The sequence below is a fragment of the Ferruginibacter sp. HRS2-29 genome (genome assembly GCF_024343615.1).
Lineage (GTDB): Bacteria > Bacteroidota > Bacteroidia > Chitinophagales > Chitinophagaceae > Ferruginibacter.
The window spans coordinates 22,491-40,258 of sequence record NZ_RJUB01000141.1; the positions used below are offsets into that span (position 1 = coordinate 22,491).

11 protein-coding genes are annotated in these 17,768 nt (G+C 44.8%); 6 read left to right on the top strand and 5 right to left on the bottom strand.

Annotated features, from left to right (window positions below; genetic code table 11):
* Position 1: 1 nt before the first annotated feature.
* Positions 2 to 2,182 (bottom strand): S9 family peptidase, encoded by a 2,181-nt coding sequence (locus tag EGI32_RS15425; RefSeq protein WP_255156253.1) that lies wholly within the window; start codon positions 2,180 to 2,182, stop codon positions 2 to 4.
* Between the two features lie 215 nt (positions 2,183 to 2,397).
* Between EGI32_RS15425 and EGI32_RS15430 the strand changes: the two genes are divergently transcribed.
* Positions 2,398 to 4,893 (top strand): beta-glucosidase, encoded by a 2,496-nt coding sequence (locus EGI32_RS15430; protein WP_255156254.1) that lies wholly within the window; start codon positions 2,398 to 2,400, stop codon positions 4,891 to 4,893.
* 47 nt (positions 4,894 to 4,940) lie between these two features.
* On the opposite strand, the gene EGI32_RS15435 is transcribed toward EGI32_RS15430, so the two are convergent.
* On the bottom strand, positions 4,941 to 5,192 hold the full coding sequence (locus tag EGI32_RS15435; protein ID WP_255156255.1) for a hypothetical protein: 252 nt from the start codon (positions 5,190 to 5,192) through the stop codon (positions 4,941 to 4,943).
* Positions 5,193 to 5,550: 358 nt separating this feature from the next.
* On the opposite strand from EGI32_RS15435, the gene EGI32_RS15440 reads away from it, so the two are divergent.
* Complete coding sequence (locus tag EGI32_RS15440) at positions 5,551 to 5,922, top strand: response regulator (RefSeq protein ID WP_255156256.1); 372 nt, start codon at positions 5,551 to 5,553, stop codon at positions 5,920 to 5,922.
* Positions 5,923 to 6,113: 191 nt separating this feature from the next.
* Here EGI32_RS15440 and EGI32_RS15445 read toward each other — a convergent pair whose 3' ends face one another.
* Entirely contained in the window at positions 6,114 to 8,669 is a 2,556-nt protein-coding gene (locus EGI32_RS15445) for a family 20 glycosylhydrolase (RefSeq protein WP_255156257.1), read from the bottom strand.
* 370 nt (positions 8,670 to 9,039) lie between these two features.
* On the opposite strand from EGI32_RS15445, the gene EGI32_RS15450 reads away from it, so the two are divergent.
* Positions 9,040 to 9,342 (top strand): hypothetical protein, encoded by a 303-nt coding sequence (locus tag EGI32_RS15450; protein WP_255156258.1) that lies wholly within the window; start codon positions 9,040 to 9,042, stop codon positions 9,340 to 9,342.
* 55 nt (positions 9,343 to 9,397) lie between these two features.
* Here EGI32_RS15450 and EGI32_RS15455 read toward each other — a convergent pair whose 3' ends face one another.
* Positions 9,398 to 9,901, bottom strand: a complete 504-nt coding sequence (locus EGI32_RS15455) for a 2'-5' RNA ligase family protein (RefSeq protein WP_255156259.1) — start codon at positions 9,899 to 9,901, stop codon at positions 9,398 to 9,400.
* Between the two features lie 699 nt (positions 9,902 to 10,600).
* Here EGI32_RS15455 and EGI32_RS15460 point away from each other — a divergent pair.
* The gene (locus EGI32_RS15460; RefSeq protein WP_255156260.1) at positions 10,601 to 11,557 is read left to right on the top strand and encodes an NADP-dependent oxidoreductase; all 957 of its coding nucleotides are present in this window, start codon (positions 10,601 to 10,603) and stop codon (positions 11,555 to 11,557) included.
* A gap of 246 nt (positions 11,558 to 11,803) precedes the next feature.
* On the opposite strand, the gene EGI32_RS15465 is transcribed toward EGI32_RS15460, so the two are convergent.
* Positions 11,804 to 12,952, bottom strand: coding sequence for a hypothetical protein (locus tag EGI32_RS15465; protein ID WP_255156261.1), 1,149 nt, complete (start codon positions 12,950 to 12,952; stop codon positions 11,804 to 11,806).
* A 395-nt stretch (positions 12,953 to 13,347) separates the two neighbouring features.
* Here EGI32_RS15465 and dnaE point away from each other — a divergent pair, with 395 nt between their 5' ends.
* Both dnaE and trxA read left to right on the top strand, forming a co-directional pair.
* Positions 13,348 to 16,968, top strand: a complete 3,621-nt coding sequence (dnaE, locus tag EGI32_RS15470) for a DNA polymerase III subunit alpha (protein WP_255156262.1) — start codon at positions 13,348 to 13,350, stop codon at positions 16,966 to 16,968.
* 351 nt (positions 16,969 to 17,319) lie between these two features.
* Entirely contained in the window at positions 17,320 to 17,637 is a 318-nt protein-coding gene (gene trxA, locus EGI32_RS15475) for a thioredoxin (RefSeq protein ID WP_255156263.1), read from the top strand.
* Positions 17,638 to 17,768: the final 131 nt, after the last annotated feature.

The following is a 17,768-nucleotide window of genomic DNA, read 5'->3' on the forward strand; positions in this document are numbered from 1 at the left end:
ATTAATTTTTTATTCCTTCCAGCGATAATAAAAATGCATATTCCCTTGCCCTGTCTTTCAGCACTTTGAACCTCCCGCTGGCCCCGCCATGTCCTGCATCCATATTGGTATACAGGAAGATCTTATTATGGTCGGTTTTAAAATCACGCAGCCGTGCTACCCACTTCGCCGGTTCAAAATATTGCACCTGGCTATCATGAAGCCCCGTGGTGACAAGCATATTGGGATAATCCTTTTTTGTTACATTATCGTAAGGGGAATAACTTTTCATGTAAAAATAGCTGTCTTTATCCGCCGGATTTCCCCACTCATCATACTCATTGGTTGTAAGCGGTATGCTCGCATCGCTCATGGTGGTTACCACATCCACAAAAGGAACGGCTGCAATGATACCATGCCAGAGATCCGGACGGAGGTTCACTACCGCTCCCATCAGCAATCCACCGGCGCTGCCGCCTGAAGCATACAGATGTTCCTTGGCTGTATATTTTTGAGCGATCAAAAATTCTGCGCAATTGATAAAATCGTTGAACGTGTTCATCTTTTTCTTCATCTTTCCATCCTCATACCAATACCTGCCCATTTCCTGTCCGCCACGGATATGTGCGATCGCGTAAGCAAATCCGCGGTTGAGCAGGCTCAGGCGTGCACTGTTGAAAGTGGCGTCCATGCTGATCCCGTAGCTGCCATAGGCATACAAAAGCAAGGGTTTATTGCCATCTTTTTTAAATCCTTTTTTGTACACGATCGAAATGGGTATACTCGTTCCATCCGTTGCGGTAGCATATAATCTTTCGGTCACATAATCCGTGGATGAATAACCACCCACCACTTCCTGCTGCTTCATCAGCTTTTTAGTCCGGTGCGTCATATCATAATCATATACCGAAGAGGGGGTGATCAGCGACGTATAGTTGAAACGTACCACTTCCGAATTATATTCCGGCGTGTAAGCCACCGACGCAGTGTATGATGGTTCGTCAAAAGCAAGATAATGGCCCTGGTTGTTGCGCAGGTCGATCACATGCACCTGTGTAAGCCCGCTTTTTCTTTCAGAAACGACCATGAAATTTTTAAACAGTTCAAAATTTTCAATCAGGATATCCTTGTTGTGCGCTACCATTTCTTTCCAGTCGGCCACACCGGTCTTTCCTTCTGCCGCCGTCATGATCCGGAAATTCCTGGCATCCAGGTTTGTCTGGATATAAAAATGCCCGTTTGCATGATCAATGTAATACAATACTTCCTTCATCCTCGGCTGAAAAACTTTAAAGGCGTCCTGTGGTTGGCCGGCATCGAGGTACAGGTTCTCCGAAGACAAAGTAGCGGAAGAACTGATGACGATGTATTCGTCAGATTTGGTCTTGCTCACCCCGATGTAATTGCTCGGATCTTTTTCTTCATACACCGTCACATCCGTTGCCGCATCTGTACCCAACGTATGCCGGTTGATCTTTTCGGATAATAATGTCAGGAGATTTTTGGAGGTATAAAAAAGTGTTTTATTGTCGTTGGCCCACACAGGGTTCCCTTCTGTATTGGGTATTTCATCTTTGTAAATTTCCCCTGTCTCGATATTTTTAATATATATCTTGTACTGCCTGCGTGACAAAACATCCACCCCATAAGCCAGCAGCTTGTTATCCCTGCTTACGCTGAAACCGGTAGCGGAAAAATAATTATGCCCTTCCGCCATTTTATTTACATCCAGCAAAACCTCCTCGGCTGCAGACAGATCGCCCTTCTTGCGGCAGTATACATAATAATCCTTTCCCGGTTCTACACGGCTGTAATAATAATAACCGTTCTTGAAAACCGGTACACTCTCATCTTTTTCCTTGATACGCCCCTTCATTTCCTCGTACAATTTTTCCTGCAGCGCATTCGTTCCGGCTGTCATTGTTTCGTAGTACGCGTTTTCTGCTTGCAGGTACTCGACCACTTTTGTACTATCGGGCCCTTTTTTGAAAAAATCATTCATCCAGTAATAGGGATCCTGGCGGGTATCGCCGTGCGCAATGAGTTGCCTGTCTTTTTTATCGGCCACCGGGGGCTTCACATTTTCCGGCCATGCATAATGATTGTCGTTTGCCATATTTCGATTGGTTTGTGCGCTGGTATTGTTGATCAAAAAGAAAAACAGGATACCCGCGGCAAAATATTTGAATGATGAATGCTTCATAAATTAAATGCTTAAAGATGTTGAAAATTATGAAGGCGTCGTTTGAAGATCAGCAGTGCAAAATTAGTCGTTTATCACGCACAAATCAGGAAGTTGCAAACTTGCCATAGTTTTCTTTCAAATGTAATTTTCATTGTATAAATTACAATGATATTTCAATCAACTTCTTTGGCTGTATCGTTTGTTTGATTCCATATTCTAAATAAAAAATTGCCATGCGTATCATTCCGCTTCTCATTACCGCGTCACTCTTTTGCGCTTCTGTTTCTGCCCAGGTTTACAAAGACCCCAAAAAGCCGGTAGAGGAAAGGGTTTCCAGCCTTCTTTCAGAAATGACCCTGGATGAAAAACTGGATTATATCGGCGGTGTGGAGGCCTTTTATATCCGTGATATCGGGCGGCTTGGCTTACCGAAGATCAAAATGTCCGACGGCCCGGTGGGTGTACGCACGTACGGAAAAGCGGTGGCATACCCTGCTTCCATCCTGAGTGCCGCCACGTGGGATACTTCGCTGGTAAGGCAACTGGGCAGTGCACTTGGCAGGGATGCCAAAGCACGCGGGGTGCATATCCTGCTTGCGCCGGGTGTAAATATTTATCGTGCCCCCATGAACGGAAGAAATTTTGAATACCTCGGCGAAGACCCGTTCCTCACTTCCCGCCTCGCGGTGAGTTATATAGATGGGGTGCAATCGCAGGATGTGGTGGCTACGGTAAAACATTTTGCTGCCAACAACCAGGAATGGAACCGCCATCATGTGAGTTCCGATATGGATGAAAGGACATTGCAGGAAATTTATCTTCCCGCTTTCAAAGCGGCCGTTCAGGAAGCCAATGTGGGTGCGGTGATGAACAGCTACAATCTTGTCAATGGGGTACATGCTACGCAAAATGCCCACCTCAACCGGGATATATTAAAGAACGACTGGAAGTTTGACGGCATCCTGATGTCCGACTGGGAATCTGTATATGATGGAGTTGCTGCCGCAAAAAACGGGCTTGACCTTGAAATGCCTTCAGCAAAATTCATGAATAAAGCCACGCTGATGCCCGCTATCAACGATAGCAGCCTGCCGGTTTCACTCATCAATGATAAGGTGAGCAGGATATTACGCATCATTTTCCGTTATGGGTTTTACGACAAAGAACAGCTCGACAAATCCATTCCCGAAGACAATCCGGAGAACGATAAAGTAGCGCTGGAAGTGGCCCGCAACGGAATGGTATTATTGAAAAATGATAAGAATACTTTACCGTTTTCTTCCACTAAAATAAAAACACTGGCGGTGATCGGGCCAAATGCGGATGTGTATGTAACCGGCGGTGGAAGTTCGCAGACAGATCCTTTTCATTCGGTGACCGTGATGCAGGGATTGCAAAAATTGCTCGGCGATAAAGTAAAGCTGGTATATGTTCCCGGCTTCCGCAATGTTGAAAATGCTGCGAAAGCATCTGCATTTTTTTCCAATGAAACTGCTACTGAAAAAGGCTTAAAAGCAGAATATTTTAACGGGAAAGAATTAAAGGGAGAAGTCGTAGCAACCCGTACGGAAGAATTTGCCGATCACAACTGGAAGGAAAATCCGGATGTAACTGGTTTGGGGGCCGATAATTTTTCCGTTCGCTGGACGGGTGTTGTAAAACCGTTAAAGACCGACCATTATCGTTTTACCGTAAAAGGTGATGATGGCTACCGGTTATGGATAGACGATAAACTGGTGATCGATGACTGGAACGACCATGCAGCTACCATCAACAATGCTGATATAAAACTGGAAGCCGGAAAAACATACCGGATCAGGCTGGAGTATTTTGAAAATGGCGGCGACGCGATCATTTCGCTGGCATGGTATCCTGCCGGGGTCGATTTTTCGGAAGCCATTGCTGCCGCAAAAAAAGCAGATGCGGCCATCGTATGCGTGGGGTTCAATGAAAGCACCGAACATGAAGGCGGCGACCGGCCATTCAACCTGCCTTCCTTGCAGGATGAATTGATAAATGCCATTGCGAAAGCCAATAAAAATACGGTGGTGGTATTGAATGCAGGTGGTAATGTAAACATGCAGCCCTGGCTCAAAAACGTGAAAGGGTTGCTGCATGCGTGGTTCCCGGGACAGGAAGGCGGAACGGCCATCGCCGAAATATTATTCGGAAAAGTGAACCCTTCGGGAAAATTGCCGGCAAGTTTTGAAAAACAATGGAAAGACAACCCGGTGTTCAACAGTTATTATGATGAAAACAAAGACCTGCGGGTAAAATATAAGGAAGGATTATTTGTAGGGTATCGTTATTGGGATAGCTCCAGGATCAAGCCGCAGTTCGCTTTCGGCTATGGATTGTCCTACACCAATTTTACTTATAGCAACCTGCGCATCAGCAATACAGGCGGTACAGGTAAAACGAGTGAGCCGATGGTAACCGTTTCGATAGATGTAAAAAATACAGGCAACTATGATGGCGCCGATGTGGTGCAGGTATATGTGCAACAGCAAAAATGCCCGGTGTTAAGGCCTTTCAAAGAACTCAAAGGTTTTTCGAAAGTCTTTCTGAAAAAAGGTGAAACAAAAACGGTGAAGATACAACTGGATGCCGCTGCCTTTTCTTATTACAAAGGTGCGCAGGGATTCGGCTACGATCCCGGTATATTTAAAATATTGGTAGCCCGTGCCGCGAATGATGTCCGCATCACAGGAACGGTGGAAATACTTTAAAAAAATTCAACCTGATCCATATCGTAAAAAATAGCGGATCAGGTTTTTTATTTCCCCTGGTCTTCAAATCCTTCAAAAGCTCCTGCTTCACCTGCTGATCTTTCTTCATTCAGGCCTTCTTCTTTCGCAGTTTCGTCCTTTTCGTTAAGGCGGCAGACATCTTTGGGAATTTCGTATTCATCTCCCAGCGGATTACCCGAATCTGCAGGCTGCTTGTGTTGAAAAACTTCTTTTTGTGAAAACGTTTTTTCGGGAAGGGAAGATGGATCTATGGATGGATCTTTTTGTGGATGTTGCATACGGATGTTTTCATTTGTAGGGTAAAATCCATGCCAGCATTGTAAAATGCATGCCCAGGTTCACAGAAAGTTCACAAATGGTAAAAGTTCACACGTAAAATGGCCATTTTACCTCAAAAGTTCACAAAGTTAACTGATTGAAAATGTGGAAATAATAAAAATTTTATACGGAGTTCACAGAAAAAGTTCACATCGAAAAGTTCACATCAAAAAAAAACGAAAAACTTTTTTGCTGATAGTTACGCGGACTTTTAAAATTTAGCCGAACGAAATCGTGTTAAACCCTTGACTTTAGGGATATTGAGTATTATCTTGCGAAACCCGGATCACCGTATCGCTTACCAATACCTACTGACCTATGGCCTATATATTAGCACTGGACGACAACTCAGAGATCCTTAATGTATTCCGGATAATCCTCCGGATGAACGGCCATGAATTGGAGGGTGTAGTTACAAAAGAAGAATTACTGAACTCTTTGAAAAGCAGGCTTCCCGATGCCATCCTGATGGATATACAGCTTGGGGATGCCGATGGCCGCGAACTTTGCCTTGAATTGAAAAACACCGTTGCTTACAAGCATATACCTGTCATCCTCATTTCCGCCTCCCCAACCAAACTTGCCGGATACAAAAAATATAAAGCCGAGGCGGCGCTGGAAAAACCTTTCGACCTCCAGGAACTGACCACTTCCATTGAAAATGTATTGGTAAAAAATACCGGGCAGTGATTTTTTTTCCAGGTTGAAAGGGATCGCAGATTTCAAAGGGATGAAGGGGATTACACAGATTATTTTGCTGGCGCAAAATGGAAATGCAGTTTATAAAGTAATCGCGAAATCTTACAAACTGCATTTTCATTTTTTACGAAGTAAAAAAGTAATCTGTGTAATCCCTTGCATCCCTTTGAAATCTGCGATCATCATTTATTTTCTATCACCGTTGTATAACCTGCCCGCCCTTCGCGATTGAAAACCCTCAACCTGACAAGGCCTTTATCTGTAATTGGTGCACGGTACAAGTTGCTTTTGAAAGTGGGGTCTCCCCCATTCACTGTATACCTGATTTCAAAACCTGGAAATTGTGTATTGGCCAACACCGCATTATCCGATACAATGGCGCCTGCCGGAGGGATACGATAATTGTAGCCACCATTGTAGCGATCGAGCATAGGCAATAAACTGTTGCCCGTGATACTGACAAAAGATGACCAGGCATCGTTATACCCCTTACGCATAGACGAGGAATCTTTTTCATTTGCCCAGGCCGGATCCTTTTGCCATGCCCGCTCGGCCAACGCCAGCAATCGCGGTAACAACATATATTCCAATTGCTGCGGACCTTTGATGGTTTCTGCCCACAAAGCCGCCTGGATACCCAGCACATTTGTTTTGCCGTAATCAGTCAATCGTTGTTTGTGTGCAAAAGCGCCCGGCTTTACCGGGTTTCCTTCATGATCCTCTTTCAGGTTTTTTGTAAGATCAAAAGGAATGAAGCCGTACGTTTTTGAAATATCGGTAATGCCACCCCAGAAATATCCGGGCTCATCATAGGTTTTATAAGACACCATATCGAGGTAAAAATTTGTTACGGGTGTAAGCACTATCTTGTACCCGGCATTGGCCAGTTTGTACGCAAGATCTTCATTCCCGCCGATATTGTTCCACACATACAGCCTGAGATCATGGGCGGTAAACCCGGGATTGGGGATCATCACATTTTGCCCATCGGTAACCGTTTTACGCAAACCGATCTCTTCCCAACCTGATAAAGCGATGCCTTTATCAGACAATAATTTATTCACTTTTCCAAGATAATAATACCAGAGGTCATTCGTATTGTCCAGCGCCGGATCGGCTGCTATCAGTGCATTACAGGCCGGCGATCTTTCCCATGTTCCAGACGGCACTTCATCCCCACCAAAATGGATCGTCTTTACCTGAAGCCCCGCCTCTTTGTAAAGGATGTCCACTTCTTCAATTATTTTTCCGATGAACGTATAACAGGAGGGCAGCGCCACATTGATCACATTATCGTGAAAAGCCTGTGGGGTTGTGTATTCGGAAGCATCGAGGGTATCCCGCAAAAAATATTTCAGTGCTTCCTCCCGGTTCCCTATAGCCATGTATTTGCGGTAGCGAAAATCCATCGCTTTGATAGCCGCCCGGGCATGACCGGGAGTTTCAATTTCCGGGATCACCTGTATATGCCGGTCGTTGGCATACTGCAGTATTTCGATGAAGTCTTTGCGGGAATAAAATCCGCTTCCGTATAATTTACCCGTATCGGCACCTGAACCATATGCTGAAGGCAGATGGTTCGCTTCATCGAGCGAATGGCCGCGTTGCGAGCCAAAAGAAGTAAGTTCAGGCAGGCCATTAATTTCAAGCCTCCAGCCTTCATCATCCGTAATATGAAAATGGAAAGTATTGAGCTTTAATAACGACATCAGATCGAGTATCCTTTTCACTTCTTCTTTTGTTTGAAAATCCCGCGCCACATCCATCATGAAACCGCGGTAGCCAAACCTCGGCGCATCGTTCACCTCCACAAAAGGCACCGGTACAGATGCTGCTGATTTACTCCAGGATGCAGCGGGCAAAAGGGTTTTCAGGGATTGTATACCATAAAATATACCGGCAGATCTGCCGGCGGCGATTGTAATACCTTCCTGCGAAACCTCCAGGTTGTACCCTTCATCCGTAAAACCTTCTTTTTTGACCAGCCTGATTTTTTTTCCGGAATTGCCAGGAGCAACAGACAATTTTTTGCCGAGCAATTTACCGGCTTCCACAGATAAGTATGCGGCTTCTTTAGCAAATGCTTCATCTGTTTCTATGCCGGCTTCACCCGTCAAAATAAAACTGCCCTGTCCTTCGGCGTAATTTACCGGCGTAGGAAAAACTTTGCTCAACGGGCCATTAACAGCACGGTTTATTTGAAGGTTACGATGGTAGATTACAGCAGCATAATCGCTCTGCACGCGGCCGTCGATGGCTTTCAGTTTTATTGGCTTTACGGATACATTTTTGATATCATATCCTTTAAGGGGCCGATCGTCCCACACGAGATAAAACCCCTCGGGACAGTCGGATTTATTGATAAGATTATCATCGAGCAACATTTCAGCAGCAAGACCTTTACCGGGCGTGATCGCTTCCGAACCCGCTATTGGCAATAAACAGAAGAGATTCGCTTTTTGCCGTTCGATCTTCACTTTTGCGGCAGTATCTTTTACACGAAGGGCACTTTTAGAATTAAAATATATTTTCCAACCCGTTGCAGGCAATATTTTCTTTCCATTGTTCTTTAGAGTAAAAAGCAGCAATGCCTGTCCGCCATTATTAAAATCATTGGCAACAGCTTCAAAAGTAATTGAGAGGTCGGCAGGATTAAAATTATTGACTTGTGCAGTTGCACAAAAATTTTCACCCACTAAAAAGAATAGCAAAAAAATTGCGGCGATCGTTTTTTTCATGTAAAAAAAATTTCTCTGTGAAGATAAAGTTTTAAAATTCTTAGCGAACAAATGCTTCCACTGGCTCATACTACACCAGAGCAACGTCATCATTGCGGGCAGCCTGTTTCGTACGATCTTAGCGCTCACCCAAAATCACTTAAGGGTACAATTTTATAAGCTGCACTTCCAAAATTATTCCGGCACCCGGCATCCGGCATCTTTCCACAAAAAAAATCTATCTTTATTGCTCTTTAAATCTCGTTCTGAAATCTGGTAAATCAAAGCGCAGAGATGATAAGCAGCCATCCCAACGGGATGAATCCCTGCTGCGTTAATTCTCCTTATTTCAAACGTTTGGCCCGTACTTTTTATCTTAAACTGAAAACGAATGAACACGTTGCCCGCCGAAATACAGGAACACTTCTATACTTTGAAAGCTACCCCCAATAAGGATGATGCAAAAGCTATCGTAGAAGAATTTTTTAAGGAATATAGTCCCGATGAAGCGGAAAGGGAACTATGGCTTTTATTTACCGGGGCGCTTACCAGCCATCATTTTCCAAATATACATTTGCCGGAAGAAAGGTATTGCATGCTCCACTTTTTCGAATTTATGAAAGCATTGATACATGCGGTTGCAGTAATGAAAAATATACCTGCTGAAACTGTTTCGGCCGCACAAGATCCATAAACAAAACATCTTGCTGCACGCTTCTATGCGAAGGCCTCGCATTATTAATTATTAATTACAATCTAAATTTCCACTCCCCTTTTGCTTCCCAAGGCCCACCCCGGTAAAGCCAGCTTCGTATACCGGTAGCCGTGATGTTAAAGGACATGAAATTCCCCTGTAGTTTTCCGGCTGTTTGTTTTGCTTTGAAAGCCGTCACCTTGTTTTGAACGGTAATATGCGGCCACAATTTTTTCCGGTCCTGCGAGATGAGGTGAGGATCAAACTCCCGCTGTAACCGGTGATGCAACTGAAGCAATTCATCCGAGAGGATCTCATACGCCACTCCATTCCCGATATTTTTTATTGCGGAGACACCCAGGATCATTGCAGGCCTGCTGCAAAACTTTTCAACCGTTTTTCCTATCAGCTCATCATCGGATGGTAAATGATGAAACAACGTAAGATGTGCTTTCAGGTAATTACAATGCTTGGGGAAATGTTCATCACGGAGCGCATCGAAGTACTCCTGCGCCGGGGGATCCAATGTAAGTGTGAGTATCAATGGGGTTGATGTCATCCGTATTCAAAAGTAAGTATGCGTTTTCATACGCATACATTTGTTTATAAACACTTCGTTCAAAACCCGGTCCCGCGGCTGTGGGGTTATTTAAACATTCAACAAAAAAAGTGTACGGGCCTTGTAAAAAAAAGCACTACAGTAAACTATCGGGCACTACAGTCTTTTTTTTAAAATTGATCCAACTCAATTTCTTTTCGTTCAAAACCCTCATATTACTTGACCTGTATCAATTCTTAGAAAAAACACTACCTTAAAAGAATACTTGCAACGACAGTTTGTAAATATACCGTGATGTAAATTTGTACTATCCAATAACCGAAGAAAAAAACCGTTTTAAAATCTGCTTCCTTTGAAAAAACCATCCTAAGAAGAACCACTGAAACCAATTTCATTCATGAAAGACCTTCTCCATAGAAGGTTTTTTTCATTTGTGCACGAAGGCAGATGCTGTTGACAGCCCACCGGCTGCTGGTAGTTTGCAATGATTGAAGTGCATTATTTCCCTGAAATTTCTTAACATTAAAATTTAGTAGGCTGCATTTCCAAAATTCATCCAGCATCCAGCATCCAACATATCCGTCCGAACGGCGTTCAGCCGGGCGGGCAGTATCCGCATTCTTAATTCTTAATTCTTAATTGATTCAGGCATGATTATCGCATCCGTTTTCATTGTATTTTACATTAAAACCATCAGCAATGAAAGCAATAAGATTACATGAATTCGGCGGCCCAGAAAACCTGAAAATAGAAGAAACAGATCAGCCATCCATTACAGACAGCCAGGTATTCGTAAAAGTGTATGCAGCTTCGGTCAATCAATATGAAATAAAAGTGGCATCGGGCATGATGCAGAAAATGGTGCCGGTAGAACTCCCCTTCATACCCGGCAGCGATTTCGCCGGGGTGATAGAAAAAGTCGGGAAGAACGTGACGGGTTTTAAAGCGGGTGATGAAGTATACGGACAATCTGCAAAATTTGCTGCTTATGCTGAATATCTCGCCGCCGAATCAGCGGCCATCGCCCTCAAGCCAAGGTCGCTCGATTGGGTGCAGGCAGCTTCAGTACCGGTGGTAGCGCTTACGGCCTACCAGGCTTTATTTCTCCACGGGCACCTGAAAGCCGGACAAACTGTATTGATACATGGTGCTGCCGGCGCGGTAGGCGCCTATGCAGTTCAGCTTGCCAAAAATGGCGGCGCTCATGTTATGGCCACCGCATCGGGCGTGGATGCGGATTTTTTGCACCGCATGGGTGCGGAAAAAGTATTCGCTTACGAAACCGATAAATTTGAAGACCAGTTGCAGGGTGTGGATCTTGTAGTGGACCTTATTGGCGGTGAAACGCAAAAACGTTCTTACGCTGTAATGAAAGAAGGAGGAAAACTGGTGGCCACCAGCCAGCCGCCCAACGAGGAAGAAGCAAAAAAACACGGCGTCTCTGCCATCATGATGAATATGAAGGCCAATACCGAAGACCTCAACGAGCTGGCCGTACTCATCGACGAAGGAATATTACATATTGATGTGGCAAAAGTATACCCGATGGAAGAAGTTGCTGAAGCATGGAGAGCCATTGCCGGAAACATTGCCAAAGACGGCTCTAAAGGGAAAAAGATCGGGCACGGGAAAGCAGTGCTGCAAATCGCGGATTAAAAATTACGAATTACGAATTACGAATCAGAGCGAAGATTGAAGCGAAAAGGGATCGCAGATTTCAAAGGGATAAAAAAGATTTCACAGATTGTTTTGCTGGTGCAAAACGAAAATGCAGTTTGTACAGGAAATTCAACCTGGTACAAACTGCATTTCTGTTTTTACGAAGTAAAAATAATCTGTGCAATCCCCTTCATCCCTTTGAAATCTGCGATCCCCTTTCGCTCCATTCTTAATTCTTAATTCTTAATTGACCTTGCGTCCCCAGAACATCGAATTATTGGACGACCCGGCAAAATTTGTGATCTGGGCAGAGGAAACACTTTGTGAACTCAGCTTCGCAAATACTGTTACCTTATCGCCCGCGGCAAGATTATACAAAGCGGTATGCACTGCGCTATGTACACCGATTGACCCGGGTGAAAATGGTGGCAAAGCAAATAAAGAAGAATAACCGGCAGTTCCGTTCACGGCAAAATGGGCTTCCACTCCATACGGTGTTCCCGAAACCAATACGCATGTCATCCGCACAGTAAATTCGTAGATACCTGCCGAAGGCGCTGTAAATTCGTCCGTAGCATTACTGTACACTGTACCGGGGTTAAAACTCACGGGGCCGTTTGCGGATGCACCGAAATGCAATTTTGTATCCACATTATAAAATAACGTACGGCTCGAATCGAGGGTAGCCGCAAATGCTACCGGTGCCACAACCGGTGCGGAAGGGATCGGTTGCCAGGTGGCATTTCCCCCGGCGTCGCTGGTCAATACTTTTCCGGCACCGGGATTCCCTCCCAGCAGTTGCACCCCGTTTCTTAATATGGTAGTTCCGTTCACATCCAGGTTGGCCTGCGGAAATTCCACGTTTATCCCCACTGTTTTCAATGGATCTGCCGCAGCAGGTATGTAAAAGGAAGTGACGCAGATGCTTAATTCACCATTGGGGTTCGTAGCATTATATTGCGAGATACGCAGATAAAAGGTTTGTCCGCCGGTAACAGCTAATGAATCAAATCCCGGCAGGGCAGCAACAAAATCGTCGCTGCAGCCCACCTGGGTGAATGGCCCGCTGCAGGAAGCGGCTGTATATACTGCCATGATCGCGTCGGTAGTGCCGGTACCCGCTGCCGTCCTGATATTCAGTTTGTTCACATTCGCCGGCAGGCTGAATTTATACCATACATCCCTTTTTCCGGTACTCCATTGTCCGCAGGAAGGAAAAGGTGTGGTGGCGCTGGCGGTCGCGCCCGTCCAGGAAAGTAAGGTAGAGGGTGTGCAGACAGCACCTCCCTGGGTTACAGAAAGGTCTATGGCGCCACAAGGTTCATCATTTGCCGGTTGGGCAAAGACCTGTCCGCTATAAAAACAAAGGAGAGCCAGAATGAGTATTTTCATTGTCAGAATGTTGGGGTTGAAACAACATTCAAATGACGGTTATATCCAGTTATCAAACAATCACCTTTGAGGGTGAATATGTGATGCCCCCTCTTTCGCTTATGTGAAACTTTTATCCGGCTTACGTTGTTCCTCATAAACACCAAAAAATGGCAGAACCCTCCTTTTTTCCTTTATTTCCATTATATATTCCAAATGCTGTGCACCGCAGTGTTGACCTGCCGCCGGGTTCAAAAACTTTAAATTCTTCCCAAAAACTTGTTCCCCTCCTGTTAATAAAATAACATTTTCCTCTCCCCTTTTTTAACGAATTTCGTATGCTCGTCCGGTGAAGGATCGAACTCCCATCCGGAAGACATCAAATCATACATCATACATCTCAGATCATACATCAAATGAATTTCTCCCATCTTCACGTACACACCCAGTTTTCCCTTTTGGATGGGGCCGCTTCTATCAAGAACCTGTACAAAAAAGCCATTGCCGACAATATGCCCGCGCTTGCCATCAGCGATCACGGCAACATGTTCGGGGTTTTTGAATTTGTAAAAGAAGCGTATAATCACAAAAATGCGGATGGATCGCTGAAAGTAAAACCAGTCGTGGGCTGTGAATTTTATATTACCACCGACCGCCACCGCAAAACCTTCAGCAAAGACGAAAAAGATCCCCGCAATCACCAGATCTTACTGGCAAAAAACGACGAAGGATATAAGAACCTCGTAAAACTCACCAGCCTCGGTTATATCGAGGGCATGTACAGCAAGTATCCCCGTATCGATAAGGACCTGATCCATAAATACCACAAAGGGCTGATTGCCACTACCTGCTGCCTTGGTGCACTGGTACCGCAGACCATCCTCAAAAAAGGGGAAGCTGAAGGGGAAAATGAATTCAAATGGTGGCTGAATATTTTCCAGGAAGATTATTACGTGGAACTTCAGCGCCATGGCATCCCCGACCAGGAAAAAGTGAACGAGGTATTGCTTCGCTTCGCGAAAAAATATAATGTGAAGGTGATCGCCAGCAACGATAGCCATTACGTGGATAAGGAAGACGCCAATGCACATGATATCCTGCTTTGTATCAATACCGGCGAAAAACAAAGCACCGAAAAGATGGGCATGATGAGCGATGACGATGTATACGCCAAAAACAAGCGTTTCGCTTTCCCCAACGATGAGTTTTTCCTGAAAACGACCGACCAGATGAGTGAAGTGTTTCACGATCTGCCGGAAGCCATCGATAATACCAATGAAGTCATCGGTAAGATCGATGTACTCGACCTGAAAAAAGAGATCCTGCTGCCGTTTTTCGAAGTACCTCCTCCATTCAAGACCCAGGATGAATACCTGGAACACCTCACCTGGACAGGCGCCAAGGAACGATACCTCGTACTCACCCCTGCGCAGGAAGAACGGCTTCAATTTGAATTAGGTATCATCCGTAAAATGGGTTTCGCCGGTTACTTCCTTATCGTAAGCGATTTTATAAAGCACGGCCGCGATATCGGCGTTTTCATCGGCCCCGGCCGTGGATCCGCAGCAGGAAGTGCTGTGGCCTATTGTATCGGCATCACCAATATCGATCCTATCAAGTACAACCTCCTGTTCGAAAGGTTTTTGAACCCCGAGCGTAAGAGCATGCCCGATATCGATACGGATTTTGATGATGACGGACGCCAGAAAGTGATAGATTATGTGGTGCAGAAATACGGAAAGAACCAGGTAGCGCAGATCATCACCTATGGTACCATGGCTGCCAAAAGCAGTATTGCCGATGTAAGCCGCGTAATGGACCTCCCGCTTGCGGAAAGCCGGGCAATCAGTAAGCTTGTTCCGGAACGTCCGGGCATCAACCTGAAACGCCTGATACTGGCGCCCCTGACAATAAAAGAGGCCAAAGGGGGCACGGAAAAAAGCCTGGAAGAGAAAGAAGGCTTGATGGGAGAAGATGCGGAGAATATTAAAAAACTTCGTGAGATATACAATGGTAATGGACTGGATTCCAAGATATTAAAAGAAGCAGTAAAATTAGAAGGATCGGTACGAAATACCGGTGTCCACGCCTCCGCTATCATCATTGCCCCTAAAGATCTGACCGAATTGCTGCCGGTTGCCACCAGTAAAGAATCAGAGCTTTGGCTGACGCAGATCGAGGGAAACAGTATCGAGGAGGCCGGTGTAATCAAGATGGACTTCCTGGGTCTGAGGACCCTGAGCATTTTGAAAACAGCCCTTGGGTTGATCAAACAAAACCATAATGTAGATATCTCCATAGACGATATCCCGCTGGATGACGAAAAAACGTATGCTTTATATCAAAAAGGTGATACAAACGCGACTTTCCAGTTTGAAAGTCCGGGGATGCAGAAATATCTCCGCGAGCTGAAACCGGATAAGTTCGACGATCTTATCGCCATGAACGCCCTCTATCGCCCGGGACCGATGGCTTATATCCCGCAGTTCGTTGCCCGCAAACATGGGCGGGAAATTGTAGAGTACGATCTTCCGGATATGGAAGAATATCTGCAGGATACTTATGGTATTACCGTATACCAGGAACAGGTGATGTTGCTCAGCCAGAAGCTGGCAGGCTTCAGCAAAGGGGATGCCGATATTTTGCGTAAAGCAATGGGTAAGAAGCAGAAAGCGGTGCTAGATAAAATGAAAGTTCAGTTCATTGAGGGAGCTGTTGCCAAGGGGCATCCGGCCAATAAGCTGGAAAAGATATGGACAGACTGGGAAGCTTTCGCACAATACGCCTTCAACAAATCACATAGTACCTGTTACGCTTTTGTGGCGTACCAGACGGCCTATATCAAAGCGCATTACCCGAGCGAATATATGGCTGCGGTATTGAACCATGCCGGAAGTATCGATAAGATCACTTTTTTCATGGAAGAATGTAAACGTATGGGTATTACGGTACTTGGGCCTGATATTAATGAAAGCCAGAACGGTTTTGCTGTCAATGATAAGGGCGAGATCAGGTTCGGCTTCAGCGGGCTCAAAGGTGTGGGAGAGAACGCTATAGAAAATATTATCGAAGAAAGAAACAAGCACGGAAAGTATATAGATTGTTTTGACCTGGTAAAACGGGTTAGCCTTAGAGCAGTGAGTAAGAAGAGTTTAGAAAGTCTTATCTATAGTGGCGCTTTCGATTGCTTTAAAGATATGCACAGGGCCCAATACTTCTTTACCGCTCCTGGCGATGTGCTGAACCTGGAGAAGATCGTGAAATTCGGGCAGGTATACCAGAGCAATTCTCAAAGTACCAGCAATACCCTTTTCGGTGATCTGCAGATGCCGGATATCCTGCCGCCCAAACTGGCACTTTGCCCGCCGTGGCAATTGATAGAGCAACTGGATTTTGAGAAGGAAGTGACGGGTATGTATATGAGTGGCCACCCGCTGGACAATTTCAAATTTGAATTAAAGCATTACAATATCACTCCGCTGGCCCAGTTTACCGAGGTCAAAAATGCTCCGGGTACTCCGCCTACCGCCACCAATTTCCGCCTGGCAGGACTGGTAATTGATGCGCAGCACCGTTTAACAAAAACGGGCAAAAACTTTGGGATACTGCATGTGGAGGATTTCAGTGGAAAAGCCGAATTCATGCTTTGGAGCGAAGATTACGTGAAATACACGAATTATCTCGAAAAAGGGATGATCGTAATGATCGAGGGCTCGTTCAAGAGCCGTTTCAACAGTGATCAGTATGAATTTAAGATCGCGAAGCTGCATCTGCTGGAAACGCTGAAGTCGACCATGACAAAACAGATCGTGATCGATGTGGCTGCACAGCATGTCGACAGCCGTTTTGTAGATTTCATTGATACGAATGTCAAGGAACATCCGGGCAAGTCTTCCATCAAGTTCCAGATCACCGATCCGGTGCAGCAGTTGAAAGTGAGTATGTATACGCTGGAAAAGGGTTTTACGATGAATGATGATATGGCGGTTTTCCTTAACGAGAATGTGAACCTGGAAGTAAGTGTGATGACAGCATAGTTTTTATTACACCAATTTTGCGAATTCCACTAATTACACGAATTGGCGAGGTTTATGAGCTATCTGCGAAATCATATTAATCCATTACTGAATCTCTGTCAGTTAAGATTTTTAACTAATAACAGAACAGCCCATGTAATGTCTTTGTAATCTGTGATTCGTTTCGAAATACGATATTATTCACACTGACAAATAGATTGTGCATATGTCAACGGGGCATGGAATGTGGAATGGATGTAAATTTGCAATACAAGAAACATAACTGGGAATTAAAAACCGGAAACAAGGCCAACTTATCCAGTAACTAGCATCCAGCATCAATTAAGAAACACATTTTAAAACATAAATATTATGGCACTCGAATTAACAGATTCAAACTTCCAGACTGAAGTGCTGGAATCGGATAAACTAACAGTAATTGATTTTTGGGCAGAATGGTGTGGACCATGTCGTGCGATAGGACCAGTGATTGAAGAACTTGCAAAAGATTACGAAGGCACCGTGAAGATCGGTAAAGTAAACGTGGACAACAATCCGCAGGTTTCAATGAACTATGGCATTACCAGCATCCCTGCTATCCTTTTTGTAAAAAATGGTGAAGTGGTAGATAAACTGGTAGGTGCTCAGCCAAAAGCTAACTTCGTAAAGAAGATCGAAGCACACAAATGAGGAGATAACAGTTCAAAAAGTTTAATAGTTCAATGGTTCAAAAGGTTGAAAAACTTTTTCGGCCTGAAAAAATAATACTGAAGTTTTGAGGGTTTTATAAGATCCCCGGCCGGAAGGTTGGGGATTTTTTA

Excerpts from the sequence above, each read along its gene's own strand:
- EGI32_RS15425 (WP_255156253.1), bottom strand. The coding sequence starts at position 2,182 with ATGAAGCATTCATCATTCAAATATTTTGCCGCGGGTATCCTGTTTTTC.
- EGI32_RS15430 (WP_255156254.1), top strand. The coding sequence starts at position 2,398 with ATGCGTATCATTCCGCTTCTCATTACCGCGTCACTCTTTTGCGCTTCT.
- EGI32_RS15435 (WP_255156255.1), bottom strand. The coding sequence starts at position 5,192 with ATGCAACATCCACAAAAAGATCCATCCATAGATCCATCTTCCCTTCCC.
- EGI32_RS15440 (WP_255156256.1), top strand. The coding sequence starts at position 5,551 with ATGGCCTATATATTAGCACTGGACGACAACTCAGAGATCCTTAATGTA.
- EGI32_RS15445 (WP_255156257.1), bottom strand. The coding sequence starts at position 8,669 with ATGAAAAAAACGATCGCCGCAATTTTTTTGCTATTCTTTTTAGTGGGT.
- EGI32_RS15450 (WP_255156258.1), top strand. The coding sequence starts at position 9,040 with ATGAACACGTTGCCCGCCGAAATACAGGAACACTTCTATACTTTGAAA.
- EGI32_RS15455 (WP_255156259.1), bottom strand. The coding sequence starts at position 9,901 with ATGACATCAACCCCATTGATACTCACACTTACATTGGATCCCCCGGCG.
- EGI32_RS15460 (WP_255156260.1), top strand. The coding sequence starts at position 10,601 with ATGAAAGCAATAAGATTACATGAATTCGGCGGCCCAGAAAACCTGAAA.
- EGI32_RS15465 (WP_255156261.1), bottom strand. The coding sequence starts at position 12,952 with ATGAAAATACTCATTCTGGCTCTCCTTTGTTTTTATAGCGGACAGGTC.
- dnaE (WP_255156262.1), top strand. The coding sequence starts at position 13,348 with ATGAATTTCTCCCATCTTCACGTACACACCCAGTTTTCCCTTTTGGAT.
- trxA (WP_255156263.1), top strand. The coding sequence starts at position 17,320 with ATGGCACTCGAATTAACAGATTCAAACTTCCAGACTGAAGTGCTGGAA.